At 60.6% G+C, this 15,146-nt stretch carries 11 protein-coding genes and 1 tRNA gene; 6 read left to right on the top strand and 6 right to left on the bottom strand.

Translation table 11 applies throughout. From position 1 onward, the window contains the following. The first annotated feature begins 115 nt into the window (after window positions 1-115). Entirely contained in the window at window positions 116-697 is a 582-nt protein-coding gene (locus ACM5SV_RS09830) for an NYN domain-containing protein (RefSeq protein ID WP_012756783.1), read from the top strand. Between the two features lie 68 nt (window positions 698-765). On the opposite strand, the gene smpB is transcribed toward ACM5SV_RS09830, so the two are convergent. Next, on the bottom strand, window positions 766-1,245 hold the full coding sequence (smpB, locus tag ACM5SV_RS09825) for an SsrA-binding protein SmpB (RefSeq protein WP_003558077.1): 480 nt from the start codon (window positions 1,243-1,245) through the stop codon (window positions 766-768). Between the two features lie 102 nt (window positions 1,246-1,347). Next, the gene (gene dapA, locus ACM5SV_RS09820; RefSeq protein ID WP_012756782.1) at window positions 1,348-2,232 is read right to left on the bottom strand and encodes a 4-hydroxy-tetrahydrodipicolinate synthase; all 885 of its coding nucleotides are present in this window, start codon (window positions 2,230-2,232) and stop codon (window positions 1,348-1,350) included. Window positions 2,233-2,446: 214 nt separating this feature from the next. Here dapA and ACM5SV_RS09815 point away from each other — a divergent pair, with 214 nt between their 5' ends. Both ACM5SV_RS09815 and ACM5SV_RS09810 read left to right on the top strand, forming a co-directional pair. Beyond that, complete coding sequence (locus ACM5SV_RS09815; RefSeq protein WP_222014328.1) at window positions 2,447-4,522, top strand: lytic transglycosylase domain-containing protein; 2,076 nt, start codon at window positions 2,447-2,449, stop codon at window positions 4,520-4,522. A gap of 65 nt (window positions 4,523-4,587) precedes the next feature. Beyond that, on the top strand, window positions 4,588-5,484 hold the full coding sequence (locus tag ACM5SV_RS09810; RefSeq protein WP_222014330.1) for an alpha/beta fold hydrolase: 897 nt from the start codon (window positions 4,588-4,590) through the stop codon (window positions 5,482-5,484). A gap of 102 nt (window positions 5,485-5,586) precedes the next feature. On the opposite strand, the gene ACM5SV_RS09805 is transcribed toward ACM5SV_RS09810, so the two are convergent. The 4 genes from ACM5SV_RS09805 to ACM5SV_RS09790 form a co-directional block, all read right to left on the bottom strand. Next, a complete protein-coding gene (locus ACM5SV_RS09805) occupies window positions 5,587-6,594 on the bottom strand; it encodes a porin (RefSeq protein ID WP_012756779.1) in 1,008 nt (335 codons plus the stop codon). A gap of 556 nt (window positions 6,595-7,150) precedes the next feature. Further along, window positions 7,151-7,241, bottom strand: a tRNA-Ser gene (locus ACM5SV_RS09800). Between the two features lie 169 nt (window positions 7,242-7,410). Then, complete coding sequence (locus tag ACM5SV_RS09795) at window positions 7,411-8,628, bottom strand: NAD(P)/FAD-dependent oxidoreductase (protein ID WP_026157300.1); 1,218 nt, start codon at window positions 8,626-8,628, stop codon at window positions 7,411-7,413. A 186-nt stretch (window positions 8,629-8,814) separates the two neighbouring features. Further along, window positions 8,815-9,930, bottom strand: a complete 1,116-nt coding sequence (locus tag ACM5SV_RS09790) for a Gfo/Idh/MocA family protein (protein WP_012756777.1) — start codon at window positions 9,928-9,930, stop codon at window positions 8,815-8,817. Window positions 9,931-10,137: 207 nt separating this feature from the next. Between ACM5SV_RS09790 and ACM5SV_RS09785 the strand changes: the two genes are divergently transcribed. From ACM5SV_RS09785 to iolD, 3 genes are all read left to right on the top strand, one after another. Next, window positions 10,138-11,013, top strand: a complete 876-nt coding sequence (locus tag ACM5SV_RS09785; RefSeq protein ID WP_222014332.1) for a MurR/RpiR family transcriptional regulator — start codon at window positions 10,138-10,140, stop codon at window positions 11,011-11,013. Window positions 11,014-11,105: 92 nt separating this feature from the next. Further along, window positions 11,106-13,040 (top strand): bifunctional 5-dehydro-2-deoxygluconokinase/5-dehydro-2-deoxyphosphogluconate aldolase, encoded by a 1,935-nt coding sequence (locus tag ACM5SV_RS09780; protein WP_012756775.1) that lies wholly within the window; start codon window positions 11,106-11,108, stop codon window positions 13,038-13,040. A gap of 199 nt (window positions 13,041-13,239) precedes the next feature. Beyond that, the gene (iolD, locus tag ACM5SV_RS09775; protein WP_419425180.1) at window positions 13,240-15,090 is read left to right on the top strand and encodes a 3D-(3,5/4)-trihydroxycyclohexane-1,2-dione acylhydrolase (decyclizing); all 1,851 of its coding nucleotides are present in this window, start codon (window positions 13,240-13,242) and stop codon (window positions 15,088-15,090) included. Window positions 15,091-15,146: the final 56 nt, after the last annotated feature.

Genomic DNA, 15,146 nt, shown 5'->3' with positions numbered 1-15,146 from the left:
TCATATATGAATAATTCATAAAGTAAGGACCGGATCGAAATCGAAACACAAGCTATTGTTTTTATTTAAGTTTGTCCCATGCGGATTTCGATTGCTCTCATTGGATTGGTAAGCGATGTTTGACCCACGCGAAAAAATTGCACTCTTCATTGACGGCGCCAATCTCTACGCTGCATCCAAGAGCCTCGGCTTTGACATAGATTACCGCAAGCTCTTGAAAGCGTTCCAGAAACGCGGATATTTGCTGCGCGCGTATTATTATACCGCTCTGATCGAAGATCAGGAATATTCATCGATCCGGCCGCTGATCGACTGGCTCGACTACAACGGCTACAAAGTCGTCACCAAGCCCGCCAAGGAATTCACGGATTCCATGGGCCGCCGAAAGATCAAGGGCAACATGGACATCGAGCTTGCGATCGACGCCATGGAACAGTCCGAAACGGTCGATCATCTCGTCATCTTCTCGGGCGACGGTGATTTCACGAACCTGGTCGAGGCGTTGCAGCGCAGAGGCCGCAAGGTCTCGGTGATCTCGACCATGGCGACCCAGCCGCCGATGATTGCCGACGACCTGCGCCGTCAGGCCGATCATTTCATCGATCTCTTATCTCTGAAGGCTGAAATCGGTCGCGACCCCTCCGAGCGGGCGCCACGCCCGGTCGAAGTCGCCCCGGTCAGTGATCTCGAGGATTGATCTCGCCATCATCCCGAACCGGATTGGCCGCGACGATCAGGACGTGATCATAAACCACGGCAGCGCGGTCAGCCATGAGCCTTCAGCAGGCGGCTCTTCTGCCGGTTCCAATCGCGCTCCTTCTCGGATTCGCGCTTGTCGTGCAATTTCTTACCCTTGGCGAGCGCCAGTTCCATCTTCGCCCGACCGCGATCGTTGAAATAGATCTTCAGCGGGATCAGCGTCATGCCTTCGCGGTTGATGGCAGAGCGCAGACGATGGATTTCACGGCCCGACAGCAGCAGCTTGCGGCGCCGGCGCGGCTCGTGATTGAAGCGGTTGGCCTGCAGATATTCCGGCAGATAGGAATTGATCAGCCAGATCTCACCGCCCTCATCCGAGGCGTAGGATTCGGCGATATTGGCCTTGCCTTCGCGCAGCGACTTGACCTCCGTGCCCATCAGCACGATGCCCGCCTCGTAAGTATCGATGATCTCGTAGTTGAAGCGGGCCTTGCGGTTTTCGGCCACGATCTTGTTCACCACGCGCTGGCTGCCTTTGGGGGCCATGACGATATTCCAATTGCTTTTTTAGAGCGCGAAAAGCCGCGCCCTCATTCCTTGCCCTCTATGTAAGGGAGAGACCCCGTCTTGTGAAGACGGCCGGTCTCGTCAGTTCAACAGGCCTGCATGGCGCATCGCGGCGTCAATCGCCGATTCCGTTGCCGGCTCCAGCGTCGAAAGCAGGGGCGAACGAACGTTGCGGCTCATCCGGCCAAGTTTGGAGAGCCCGTATTTGGCGCCGCAAAGACCCGGCTCAAGGAAGATCGCCTTGTGGAGCGGCATCAGCCGATCCTGATATTCCAGGGCGCGGGCATAGTCGCCTGCCAGCGTTGCCGCCTGGAAGTCGGCGCAAAGGCGCGGGGCGACATTGGCCGTTACCGAAATACAGCCGACACCGCCATGGGCGTTGAAGCCGAGCGCCGTCGCATCCTCGCCGGATAATTGTCTGAAATCCGCGCCGCAGGTGATGCGCTGCTCGGAGACGCGCTCGATCTTGCCCGTCGCATCCTTGACGCCGACGATATTTTTGTGCGCCTTGGCGAGCGCACCCATCGTTTCCGGCGTCATGTCTACCACCGAGCGGCCGGGGATATTGTAGATATAGATCGGCAGATCGACGGCCTCGGCGATCGCCGAAAAATGGGCGATCAAACCCTTCTGCGTCGGCTTGTTGTAATAGGGCGTGACGACCAGAACGGCGTTCGCACCGACCTTTTCGGCATGCTGGGCAAGCTCGATCGCCTCACGTGTATTGTTCGAGCCGGCGCCGGCCATGACGGGAACGCGTTTTGCGGCAACTTCGATGCACAGTTCGACCACCCGTTTGTGCTCGGCATGCGACAGCGTCGGGGATTCGCCTGTCGTGCCGACCGGAACGAGACCACCGCTGCCTTCCTTGATCTGCCAGTCGACATGAGCGGCGAAGCTGTCTTCGTCGATCAGTCCGGCATCCGTGAAGGGGGTGACGAGGGCGGGAATGGACCCATTGAACATGCAAAGCTCCTCACGACCAAATCCTTGCTTCGGCCGCATTCCATGAATAAGAGTTGCGCACCATAGAGCGCCGAAATCATCGCGACAAGCGCGCAGAGTTCGGTTTAGGGCAAATTCCGATAGCAGATGTGAATGAATTTTACCTGGTACGGTAAGGTTTCGTTAAGATGCCTCTAGCCAAATGGCAGGGCGTGTTTTCGTTGCGAGATCCCGGATGAAGAAAGCTGTCCTGATTCTCTCCGCCTTCGGCTTCATTGCCGCCGCGTGGAGCAGTGTTGCGTCGCCGCTTCCCGGCGAGAGCGCTTCCATGCCTGCCGTCAAGCCGCTTGGCTTCATTCCCGAGACAGCCTTACCGGAATCGATTACAACGGGCGCCATTCCGCGGAATCCGGCCATCGCGCCTGTCAATGGCGACCTGAAAGCCGGCCTCGATGCGCTTTCCGACAAAGACCCGCAGCTGGCGCTTTCGATCCGCGACCGCATGCGCAACGAGACGCTCGACCGCCATATCCTCACCTGGGCGATCGCCGTTTCCGGATTGAAGGGCGTTCCCTCCTATGAAATCGCAAGCGCCGCACAGGAACTCAAGGGCTGGCCGGGTCTTTCGCGGCTGCGTTCCTATTCCGAACGCGCGATCTATGACGAAAATCCCGCCCCTCCCGCCGTGCTCGCCGCCTTCGGCGATACCGCGCCTGAGACGATGCAGGGCGCCGTCATTCTCGGCCGGGCGCTGGTTGCGTCAGGTAAGCAGGCGCAGGCGGCAAAATATATCCGCAAGGTCTGGCGCGAGGAGGCTCTCGACAAGGCGACCGAGGACAAGATCCTCATCGAGTTTTCCGCGCTGTTGACGCCTGCCGACCACAAGGCGCGGATGGACTATCTGATGTATCGCGGCCGGGTGGCGCAGGCCAAGCGCTTCGGCGACATGGGCCAGGCCCAGTCGCTCTATACGGCCTGGGCTGCCGTTGACGCCAAAGCCGGCAATGCCGGCGCGCTGCTCAACGCCGTCGATGCAAAATGGCGGGGCGATGCCGGCCTGCTGTTTGCGCGGATCGAGTATCTGCGCAGGCAGGACAAATATACCGAGGCGGCAGCGCTTCTGGAGCAGATGCCGCCCGAGCGCAGCGAACTCGTCAATTCCGGCGAATGGTGGAACGAGCAGCGCATCGTCAGCCGTGGCCTCGTCGACCAGGGACAATTCAAGCCTGCCTATCGCATCGTCGCAAACTACGCGGCAACGAGCCCGACGGATATCGTCGAGGCTGAATTCCATGCCGGATGGTACGCACTTCGCGGCCTGCAGGACCCGGAAACGGCGGAAAGACACTTCCGCAAGATCCTCCAGACATCAAACGGGCCGATCTCGGTTTCACGCGCCTGGTATTGGCTGGGACGAGCAGCGGAGGCCGGAGGCCCCGGCAAATCCAGCGAATTCTATGCGAAGGCGGCGAATTTTCCCGGCACCTTCTATGGCCAGCTCGCGGCCGAAAGGCTGGGGCGAAAGACGCTTGATGTCACCTATCCCGCACCGAGCACGGCCGACCGGCAGCGCTTCCAGGCACGCGAAGCCGTGCAGGCGATCGCCCGACTGGAGGCCGCCGGCCATGGATGGCGAGCCGCCATTCTCTATCTCGCGCTCGCCGACCAACTGCAAAGCCCCGGCGAATTGGCCGTCCTTGCAGCACGGGCCGAGCAATCCGGCGATCATCATCTCTCGCTGCAGATCGGCAAGATCGCCTATGGGCGCGGCATCGATGTCGCAGCGCTTGCCTTTCCGGTCGGCGTGATCCCGGCGAACGCCAATATAACAGGTTCCGGCAAGGCACTCGCCTATGCCATCGCCCGGCAGGAAAGCGCCTTCAACCCGGCCGCCGTTTCGGCGGCGAACGCGCGCGGCCTGCTGCAGCTTCTGCCGGGGACAGCCCAGGCGGTGGCCAAGCGCCACAACATCGCCTTTTCCAAGGACAAGCTGACGGCCGATGCCGGCTATAACGCGACACTCGGCGCGCATTATCTCGGTGAGCAGATCGATGCCTTCGGCGGCTCCTATATCCTCACCTTCATCGCCTATAATGCCGGGCCGAAGCGGGTGCCGGAGTGGATCGGCCGTTACGGCGATCCGCGCGGCAGGCCGATCGACGAGATCGTCGACTGGATCGAACGCATCCCCTTCCCCGAAACGCGCAACTACGTGCAGCGGGTGATGGAGAATTACGAAGTTTATAAAGCCCGTCTCGGCCAGTCCACCGATATCGAGCGCGACCTGATCGGCGGACGCAGCGCCTCCTGAAGCCGTTTGGCGCGGCTCGAAAAGCAAGCTACATCTTCGGGATCAAACAGGTCTCGAGGGATGCGATGCCGGATACGGATGAAGGCGGTTTTCAGGAACGATTTTTCACTTCTTCTGATGGGTTGAGGCTTCATGCCCGCGATTACCTGTCCGACCGGGCGGCGACCGCCGGACGGATGCCGGTGATCTGTCTGCCCGGCCTGACCCGCAATACGCGGGATTTTCATCCGCTTGCACTGCTTCTTTCCCGAGACACAAAAGTGCCGCGCAGGGTGGTTGCACTCGATTCGCGCGGGCGGGGAAACTCGGCATGGGATGAGAACAAGGCGAACTACAATCTCGCCATCGAAGCCGGCGACGTCATTGCCGCCTGCGCAGCACTCGGCATCGAGCGGGCGATCTTCATCGGCACGTCGCGGGGCGGGCTGATCCTGCATCTGATCGCGGCGACACGGCCGGATCTTCTCGAGGCTGTCATCCTCAACGACATCGGGCCTGTGCTTGAGGCTGTGGGGCTGGCGCGGATCCGCGATTACCTCAACAGCGGTCGAAAGCCGGCGGATTGGAACGAGGCGGCCGTTATATTGAAGGAAAATCATGGCGCGTCGTTTACCGCGCTTACAGAGCAAGACTGGGGCGAGATGGCGCTTGCCCTTTATCGCGATATCGATGGAAGGCCTGTCGCCGATTTCGACCCGGCGATCGCGGAGGCGCTCAAATCGATCGATTTCAGCCAGCCGCTGCCTGATCTCTGGGAGCAATTCGAAAGCCTGAGCCGGTTGCCGCTGATGCTGATCCGCGGTGACAATACGTCGCTGCTTTCACAGGAAACCGCCGGTGAAATGGCACGGCGGCATCCGGGCTTGATCCGACATGCTGCCGAAGGGCAAGGACATGCCCCGCTCCCGCATCTCGGCAATATCCCGACAGCACTTCGAGCTTTTCTCGCCACCCGCCGATAAACCTGATCGACACTGGTCAACTGGCACAATGGGCCATTCGTCCAAATACAAAAAGCCCGGCTCGAGAGCCGGGCTTTCCTGATTGACCGAAGTCAGATCAGATTAGAACGAACGCTGCAGGCGGAAGTAGCCCGTCGTGGAGTCGTCAGCATCTTCCGGATCGAGGTACTGAACCGAAGCCTTGGCGTAGAAGTTGTCGACGATCTGGTAATCAACCGTCAGACCGACCTTCCAAGCTTCGTTGTCGCTGAAGTCGTCGCCAGCAACGTAGTAGTTGCTGTAGTACTGGACACCAGGGGTGATCTTAAGCTTGTCGGTTGCCTTGATAGCGTATTCGGCAGCGATAGCCCATTCAGCCTTGGTGTAGTAGGAGCTCGGGCCGGTAGCGTATACGGCAGCGAGGCCGAGCGTACCAGGACCGATGTCAACCGTACCCATTGCACGGACAGCACCGTCTTCATTGTCGACGTCGTAGCCTGCAGTGATCTGGTAGCTGAATGCACCAGCCTTGCCGCCGAGACCGACTGCAACACCAACGTTGTTGGCTTCTTCGTCCGTCTTGTAGAAGCCGTCTTCGAGTTCGTCGACGCTGATGCCAGCGTAGAAGGAGTCGGTTTCGTACTGATAACGGATGGAGTTGTGCAGCGTGACCGGCGAGCCGATGTCGTCGGTTTCGCCGGAGAGGCCATCGTCCCACCAGCTGTAGAAGAGACCAGCGCGGAAGCCCGCGATGTCGAGGTAAGCGGAGTCGAGCTTGGCAGCCTGATCGGTGGCGTTGTCAGCATTGAACTGCATGACGATGACGCCGGTCAGCGGACCATACTCGGTGTCGCTCTTGGCCGTGAACTGAACCTGGCCGCGGGTCGTTGCATCCCAGTCAGAATCGCCGCCGATGTCTTCGCCAACGTTGACCTGGAAACGGATGTAGCCGTTGATCTTCAGGCAGGTTTCGGTGCCCGGGATGTAGAAGTAGCCGGTGCCGTAAGCGTCGCAGACGCGAACATATTCAACCGGTTCCGGCTCGGCAGCAACGATAGCGTCAGCAGCCTGAGCACCGGAAACTACTGCGAGAGCAGCAGCGGAGCCGAGAAGAAGGCTCTTGATGTTCATAAATGACCTCCAATTCAAAGTTTCGATCGGGTTTGGGATCTTTCGCTGAGCAGCGTTCCCTGCCCCATCCCCGTGTTTCAAGAAGTGGACGATCAGTCGCCCTTGCTTCCGAGGTTGAAAATACAAGACGGAAGCCGTCACGCAATCACCAACTTGTGTAGATAGGGCATTTGAGGAAGCCTTCCCGACATTCTGTTGCTGAAAGGACACAAGTCGGGCAGCCGGCCCCGGTTTCCTTTATGCTTTGTTAAGAAAACCCTGATTTTGCGGAGGCTTAGGTCGGCCCAACAAAGAATTGGACATGCGCCTAACGACACTTTCGAGACACTTTTTTGACAAAATGCGGCACTTGCGGGGGATTCATGATTGCCGGAAGCGTAACCGGACATGCACCGATCCGCTTTCGCCCCTGCCGGTGGCTTGAGCGCGGGAGGTGATTCCCGCAGGCGATTCTCTCGCTCGAGGCAGAGAGATTTTTTTGTCGCCCGGCCTAGCCGACTAAGCGAAAATGATTCCCTGCCAGAAAAACGATCGACGCGTGCTCAGGAAATCGGAATGGCGGAGAAGATGGGATTCGAACCCACGATACGCTTTTGACGTATACTCCCTTAGCAGGGGAGCGCCTTCGACCACTCGGCCACCTCTCCGGTGCGGCCTAACTATGGCGACCGGTCTGTGAATGCAAGGGTTTTTTGAGTTTTCACCAGAAGAAATGCAGCGAGCTGCAATTCGGCTGGTTACGCAAACCGACAGCGTTTCCTGCCGCAATCCGCGGAATTTGATCGCGCTTCGTTCTCGTCGATGAACAAGCCGAGCTCAGCCGAGCAGGCTCTTGAGGTCCGCAGAAGGGTCGGCGAGAATCGATTTATCGGGGTTGGTACCGGATTCCAGCAGTTTTTTGCCGGTCACATAGGCTTTCGCGTCGTTGATCGCATCGACGGCGATCAGTTGGCCTTCCCTGAAGTACCAGACTGAATGGGCGCCTTCGCGGGTGCCGGGGCGCAGCAGCGTCTCGTCATAACCGAGATTGAAGCCGGCGATCTGCAGCTTGACGTCATACTGGTCGGACCAGAACCACGGCTTCGGTACATAAGGCTCGCTGCCGCCGGCGATGACGGCTGCGGCTGCCTCGGCCTGGTCGACGGCGTTCTGCACCGATTCGAGCCTGATGCGACCACCCTGCCAGGGAAGAGCGGCGCAATCGCCGGCGGCAAAGATCGCCGGATCGGAGGTGCGGGCGAATTCGTCGACGACAATGCCGTTGGCGACTTCGAGGCCGGCTTCCTTGGCAAGCTGATCGTTCGGCGCGACGCCGATGCCGACGACGGCGAAATCGATGTCGATGACTGATCCGTCGGAAAGTGCGGCGCCGGTGACGCGGCCATCCTTGCCGATCAGATGCTTGAGCCCTGTCTTTTCGCGGATCACCACGTCGTGGGCCTCATGGATCGCGCGCATGATGTCGGCGGTCTCCTTCGCCGCGACGCGCTGCAGGATGCGGTCGGCCATCTCGATGACAGTGACTTCCAGACCGCGATGGCGGGCAACGGCTGCCGCCTCGAGGCCGATATAACCGCCACCGATGATCAGAACACGGCGGCCGGGGCGCATCTCCTCGGCCAGCAGATCGGCATCGCGCTTGTCGCGGGCGACATAGACGCCTTCGAGATCGCCGCCGATCGCGGCCGGCAGCCGGCGCGGCGTCGAGCCGGTGGCGAGCGCCAGCGTGCCGTAATCGAGAACGGAGCCGTCCTGCAGCAGGACCTGCTTGCTGTCCGGCTTGATCTGCTCGGCCCAAGTCGAAAGGCGAAGGTCGACGTCATTGTCGGCATACCAGTGCTCGGCGCGGAACAGCAGGCGGTCGAAGGCCATTTCGCCAAGCAGGTATTTCTTCGACAACGGCGGGCGCTGATAAGGGGCGACGTCCTCTGCTCCGATGAGGGTGATCGGGCGCGTATCCTTCAACGCACGCAGCTTGGCTGCCAATGCGAAACCGGCCTGTCCCGCGCCGATGATCACCAGTCTATCCGTCACGATCTCGCTCCTGAAGCTGCGCCCGACAACCACGCCAAGGCCTATTCCCGACAGCGCCGCGTGTCTTTCAGACGCGCAAAGGACGCAGTCGCATTTTTGAGTTTCTGCATAATCCCTGAAATCGATCCCGATTTCATGGATTATGCAGTAGCCCACGCCCCGTCAACGGAAAGCGGCCTCTTACATTCAGCCGATCTCGATCCAGCGACGCTCGTGGAAGGACTGTGCCATGGCATGCACCGACTTTTCTATCCTGAGACCGTCTTCGAATGTCACAATCGACGACGGTTCGCCTGATATTGCCCGGATCAGCTCGCGGCATTCGATGATCTTCAGATCGTTGAAGCCGAGGCCGTGGCCTGGCGCCGGGATGAAGCGATCATAAGGCTGATGGGCGGGTGCCGCCAGTATCTTGCGGAAACCCTGTTCGGAGCCGCGGCCGTCGGCCTGATAGAGTTCGAATTCGTTCATCCGCTCCTGATCGTAGACGATCGAGCCTTTCGAGCCGTAAATCTGCAGGGCGATCCGGCCCTTGCGACCCCAGGCGGCGCGATTCGCCATCAACACGGCGGAGATGCCACCGCCAAGCCGCATCAGCACGTTGGCGCCATCGTGGTTTTCGACGGCACGGCGGCCACCCTCGCTCAACGGGCGATCGGCATAGGGCCTCACCATATCCGTTATAACGGCCTCGACATGGCCGAAGAGATACCAGAGCAGGGACAGCGGGTGCACGGCGAAATCGTCGAGCGCGCCGTAGCCGGCGGAAAGCTCGCTCTTCCAATAAAAGAAGACATCGGGATCGGCCATGAAATCCTCGTCCATCTCGACGCGGATATGATTGACTGTGCCAATGGCGCCTTCGCCAATCAGCGTTTTGATGTGCCGCATGACGGGATTCTGGATGTAATTATAGCCAAGGGCGGCAACCCTGCTGGATTTCTTCGCCGTTTCCAGCATGCGCTCGGCATCGGCATAGGCCGGCGCCATCGGCTTTTCGCACCAGACATGTTTGCCGGCCTCAAGGGCAGCAATCGCCATCTCGGCGTGGAACTGATTGGGCGTGGTGACGGAGACGACGTCGACCTCGGGATCGGCGATCAACGCCCGCCAGTCGGCCGTTGCCTTCTCGAAGCCGAATTCACCGGCCCGAGTCTCAGCAAGCCCAGCATTGGCTTCGGCCAGATGCACGAGACGCGGACGCTCGACATCGCCGAACACCGTCTTTACTGCATTCCACGCCAATGCATGGCACTTGCCCATATAACCGGTGCCGATCAAACCGATGCCGAGTGGCTTCATTTCCGTCTCCTCCAGAGCTGCGCGCGGATTTTTGGAATATTTGGATCATTTTGACAAGGGACCTACTCACAGGCATTTCTGCGTTCTTCGCGAAGAGATTGTCCAAAAGCCTTCAATTACAGGGGATTAAAAACAATTAGCCGTGTCGTTTGAAATCGTTTATGTTCGATAATATGGAATATTTGTTTCATCTCGTGAGCCGCAAGCATGGATAACGATCCCCAGAGGCACGCGCGTGTACCGCGCGATTTCGAAAGCCTGCGCAGCACCATCATCGAGCGCAAGGCAAGCATGCCGAAGCGGCTGGCACAGGTCGCCGCCTTCGCGCTCGGCAATCCCGATGAGATCGCCTTCGGCACGACGGCGAGCATCGCGGCGGCCTCCGACGTCCAACCCTCGACGCTGGTGCGCTTGGCGCATCATCTGGGCTATGGAGGCTTTTCCGACCTGCAGAGCATCTTTCGCGAAAGATTGCGGGACCGGACGCTGAGCTACGAAGAGCGCCTCGTCACGCTGGAGCAATCGAGCGGCGACGATGAGGACGCCAATCTGCTCTCCGGCTTCATTGCCGCGGCAAATCAGTCGGTCAACCGGCTGGCCGCAACGGTGCAGAGCGATACTTTCACCAAAGCGGTGAATATCCTTGCCAACGCCGAAACGATCTACCTGATCGCCAAACGGCGCTCCTACCCGCTGACGGCGCACATGACCTACGCTTTTTCTAAGCTCAACATCCGCCACCAGATCGTCGCCTCGCCGAACGGCGTCGACCCTGAAATGGTGCAGTTCGCAACACCGAAGGATGCAGCGATCGCGGCGAGCTTCTCGCCCTATGCGGCCGACAGCCTCAGCCAGAGCCAGGAGCTTGCCGATCGCGGCGTTCCCGTCATTGCGATCACCGATTCGGCCTTCTCGCCGCTTGCCGCCTGCGCCACGCACTGGTTCGAGGTGGCGGAGGCCGATTTCGCCGGCTTCCGCTCGCTTTCGGCCTCGATGGCGCTCACCATGGCATTACCGGTTGCAATCGCTGAACGGCGGCGCAAGGATCAGCCGTCAAAACCTGTAAAAGGCAAAATGGAATAAACATTCCGAATTGACAAAATATCGGAACCGATGTTTCATTATTGAAAATTCGCAGGCACTGGAAGCCGCGCAAAATCTAGCGGGAGGACATCATGGTACAATCGAATCCGGATTCACAGCCGGAGCCGGCGCTTGATGTGATCACCATCGGCCGCTCTTCGGTCGATCTTTACGGCCAGCAGATCGGTTCGCGGCTGGAGGATATCGGCTCCTTCGCCAAGTCCGTCGGCGGCTGCCCCGCCAATATCGCCATCGGCACGGCGCGGCTCGGCCTCAAATCCGGCCTCATCACCCGCGTCGGCGACGAGCAGATGGGACGCTTCATCCGCGAGCAGTCGGCGCGCGAAGGTGTGGCCACAGACGGCATCATCACCGACAAGGAGCGGCTGACGGCGCTGGTGCTGCTTGCGGTCGAGGCCGAGGGCGTGTCGCCAATGATCTTCTATCGCTCGGACTGCGCCGACATGGCGCTCGATGAAGGCGATATCGACGAAAATTTCATCAGATCGTCGCGCGCCGTTCTCGTTTCCGGCACACATTTCTCACGGCCGAATACCGAAGCCGCGCAACGCAAGGCTATCCGCATCGCCAAGGCGAACGGCCGCAAGGTGATCTTCGACATCGATTACCGACCGAACCTCTGGGGCCTTGCCGGGCATGCGGAAGGCTTCGAGCGCTATGTGAAATCCGACCGAGTCTCCTCGAAGATGAAGGAGACGCTGCCCGACTGCGATCTCATCGTCGGCACCGAAGAAGAAGTCCTGATCGCATCCGGCGCCGACGACGTGCTCGGCGCGCTGAAGGAGATTCGCCGCCTGTCGCCGGCGACGATCGTGCTCAAGCGCGGCGCCATGGGCTGCATCGTCTATGACGGGCCGATTGCCGACGATCTGGAAGCCGGCATCATCGGCCAGGGTTTCCCGATCGAAGTCTTCAACGTGCTCGGCGCCGGCGATGCCTTCATGTCGGGCTTCCTGCGCGGCTTCCTGCGCGACGAGCCGCTGAAGACCTGTGCGACCTGGGCCAATGCCTGCGGCGCCTTCGCTGTCTCCCGCCTGCTCTGCTCGCCGGAATATCCGACCTGGGCCGAACTCGACTTCTTCCTGACGACCGGAAGCAAACACCGGGCGCTGCGCAAGGACGAGGCGATCAACCATATCCACTGGGCATCGACCCGGCGCGGCGAAATCCCGCTTTTGATGGCGCTGGCGATCGACCACCGCTCGCAGCTCGTCAGCGTCGCCGATGAACTCGGCGTCGGCCACGAGAAGATCGTCGCCTTCAAGCGGCTGGCGGTCGCGGCGGCGGCGCGGGTTTCGAATGGCCGCGACGGCTACGGCATGCTGATCGACGAACGCTTCGGCCGCGACGCTTTCTTCGATGCGGCGACGAAGAATTTCTCCTGGATCGGCCGGCCGGTGGAATTGCCGGGCTCGAAGCCGCTGCGCTTCGAATTCAGCCAGGATATCGGCTCGCAGCTCGTCGAATGGCCGCTCAATCATTGCATCAAGTGCCTGTGTTTCTATCATCCTGATGATCCGGCTGAATTGAAGACGGAGCAGCAGGAGAAGCTGCGCACTCTGTTCGAGGCCTCCCGCAAGGTTGGCCGCGAGCTGCTGGTGGAGATCATCGCCGGCAAGAACGGTCCGCTGACCGACGATACCATCGCGACCGCGCTGGAGGAGCTCTATGCGCTCGGCATCAAGCCGGACTGGTGGAAGCTGGAGCCGCAAGCATCCCGTGAGGCCTGGAAAAAGATCGATGCGGTGATCGCCAAAAATGATCCATGGTGCCGCGGTATCGTGCTGCTGGGGCTCGAGGCGCCCGCCGACGAGCTGATCTCCTGCTTCGAGGCGACGCTGGCTGCCCCCTCCGTGAAGGGCTTCGCCGTCGGCCGGACGATCTTTGCCGATCCGGCGCGCGCCTGGCTTTCGGGCGAAATGAACGACGAGGAAGCGATCGCCGATATGGCCGGCCGCTTCCGGCAACTGACAGAGGCGTGGCTGAAGACCCGCGGACATCAGTAGACTTAGAATTAAGACCCCTCCCCACCCCCTCCCCACAAGGGGAGGGACTTAACCCGGGCACCGCCTCACGCCATCAGCAAGCTTCCCATTGGAGGAGACGTTGCGGCGAGAATGAAGGGAGCCCGGCAAGTTAACCCCTCCGCTTGTGGGGAGGGTTGGGGAGGGAAAAGCGCGAAAAGAAAGATTGCGGGAGGACCCGATGGGCAAGACGATACGGTTGACGATGGCGCAAGCCGTCACGCATTTCCTCAAGGTACAGATGACGATCGTCGACGGCAAGAAAGTGCCGATCTTCGGCGGCGTCTGGGCGATCTTCGGTCACGGCAACGTCGCCGGCATCGGCGAGGCGCTCTATCAGGTGCGCGATGAATTGACGACCTATCGCGCTCACAACGAACAGGGCATGGCGCATGCCGCGATCGCCTATGCCAAGGCGAATTTCCGCACGCGCTTCATGGCCTGCACGAGTTCGATCGGCCCCGGCGCGCTGAACATGGTGACGGCCGCCGGCGTGGCGCATGTCAATCGTATTCCCGTTCTCTTCCTGCCGGGCGACGTCTTCGCCAACCGCGCGCCGGATCCGGTGCTGCAGCAGATCGAGGATTTCGGCGACGGCACGGTTTCAGCCAATGATGCCTTCCGTTCGGTTTCGCGCTATTTCGACCGCATCACCCGGCCCGAGCAGATCATCGCGGCACTGAAGCGCGCCATGCAGGTCCTGACCGACCCCTTGGATTGCGGCCCGGTGACATTGTCGCTCTGCCAGGACGTTCAGGCAGAAGCCTTCGATTATCCGGGAAGCCTGTTCGATGAAAAAGTCTGGACGACCCGCCGGCCGCAGCCGGATGCAGACGAGCTGGCGAATGCCATCGCGCTGATCAAGGCGTCGCAGAAGCCGGTGATCGTTGCCGGCGGCGGCGTGCTTTATTCGCAGGCGACGAAGGAGCTTACCGCCTTTGCCGAGGCCCACGGCCTTCCCGTCGTCGTCAGCCAGGCCGGCAAGTCGGCGATCAACGAGACCCACCCGCTGGCACTCGGCTCGGTCGGCGTCACCGGCACGTCGGCGGCGAATGCGATCGCCGAAGAGACGGATCTCGTTATCGCCGTCGGCACGCGCTGCCAGGATTTCACTACCGGCTCCTGGGCGCTGTTCAAGAATGACAGCCTGAAGATGATCGGCCTCAATATCGCCGCCTATGACGCGGTGAAGCACGACAGCTATCCGCTGGTGACAGATGCCCGCGAAGGGCTGAAGGCGCTTTCGGCCGGACTTTCGGGCTGGAAGGCGCCGGCCGCCCTCACCGAGAAGGCGGCTGCGGAAAAGAAGGTCTGGATGGAGGCTGCGGCCAGGGCAATGGCGACGACCAATGCCGCCCTGCCCTCCGATGCGCAGGTGATCGGCGCGGTGGCGCGCACGATCGGCGGTGAGAATACGACGGTGCTTTGCGCTGCCGGCGGCCTTCCCGGTGAATTGCACAAGCTCTGGCCGGCGACGGCGCCGGGCAGCTATCACATGGAATACGGCTTTTCCTGCATGGGCTACGAGATCGCCGGCGGGCTTGGCGCCAAGATGGCGCGTCCCGAACGGGATGTGGTCGTCATGGTCGGCGACGGTTCCTACATGATGATGAATTCCGAGATCGCCACCTCGGTCATGCTCGGCCTCAAGCTCAACATCGTCTTGCTCGACAATCGCGGCTATGGCTGCATCAATCGGCTGCAGATGGGAACCGGCGGCGCCAACTTCAACAATCTGCTGAAGGACTCCTACCACGAGGTGATGCCGGAGATCGATTTCCGCGCGCATGCCGAAAGCATGGGCGCCATCGCCGTCAAGGTCGCCTCGATCGCCGAGCTGGAGCAGGCGATCGCCGACTCGAGGAAGAACGATCGCACCTCGGTCTTCGTTATCGACACCGATCCGCTTATTACCACGGAGGCCGGCGGCCACTGGTGGGATGTCGCGGTGCCGGAGGTCAGCCCGCGCGAAGAGGTCAACGAAGCGCGCAAGGGCTATGTCGAAGCACGCGCCGCCCAGCGTATCGGCTGATCTATCGCTATCATTTTTTCGGAAGAGCAGAGCTCTTCCGCAATGCTTTTAAGGAG

Source organism: Rhizobium sp. CRRU65, assembly GCF_048551595.1.
Lineage (GTDB): Bacteria > Pseudomonadota > Alphaproteobacteria > Rhizobiales > Rhizobiaceae > Rhizobium > Rhizobium leguminosarum_J.
Note: the sequence above shows the minus strand (reverse complement) of the source record. Positions and strands in the feature narration are given on the sequence as shown.

What these genes read in the sequence shown, in the direction of transcription:
- ACM5SV_RS09830 (WP_012756783.1), top strand. Translation starts at nt 116, where the DNA reads ATGTTTGACCCACGCGAAAAAATTGCACTCTTCATTGACGGCGCCAAT.
- smpB (WP_003558077.1), bottom strand. Translation starts at nt 1,245, where the DNA reads ATGGCCCCCAAAGGCAGCCAGCGCGTGGTGAACAAGATCGTGGCCGAA.
- dapA (WP_012756782.1), bottom strand. Translation starts at nt 2,232, where the DNA reads ATGTTCAATGGGTCCATTCCCGCCCTCGTCACCCCCTTCACGGATGCC.
- ACM5SV_RS09815 (WP_222014328.1), top strand. Translation starts at nt 2,447, where the DNA reads ATGAAGAAAGCTGTCCTGATTCTCTCCGCCTTCGGCTTCATTGCCGCC.
- ACM5SV_RS09810 (WP_222014330.1), top strand. Translation starts at nt 4,588, where the DNA reads ATGCCGGATACGGATGAAGGCGGTTTTCAGGAACGATTTTTCACTTCT.
- ACM5SV_RS09805 (WP_012756779.1), bottom strand. Translation starts at nt 6,594, where the DNA reads ATGAACATCAAGAGCCTTCTTCTCGGCTCCGCTGCTGCTCTCGCAGTA.
- ACM5SV_RS09790 (WP_012756777.1), bottom strand. Translation starts at nt 9,930, where the DNA reads ATGAAGCCACTCGGCATCGGTTTGATCGGCACCGGTTATATGGGCAAG.
- ACM5SV_RS09785 (WP_222014332.1), top strand. Translation starts at nt 10,138, where the DNA reads ATGGATAACGATCCCCAGAGGCACGCGCGTGTACCGCGCGATTTCGAA.
- ACM5SV_RS09780 (WP_012756775.1), top strand. Translation starts at nt 11,106, where the DNA reads ATGGTACAATCGAATCCGGATTCACAGCCGGAGCCGGCGCTTGATGTG.
- iolD (WP_419425180.1), top strand. Translation starts at nt 13,240, where the DNA reads ATGGGCAAGACGATACGGTTGACGATGGCGCAAGCCGTCACGCATTTC.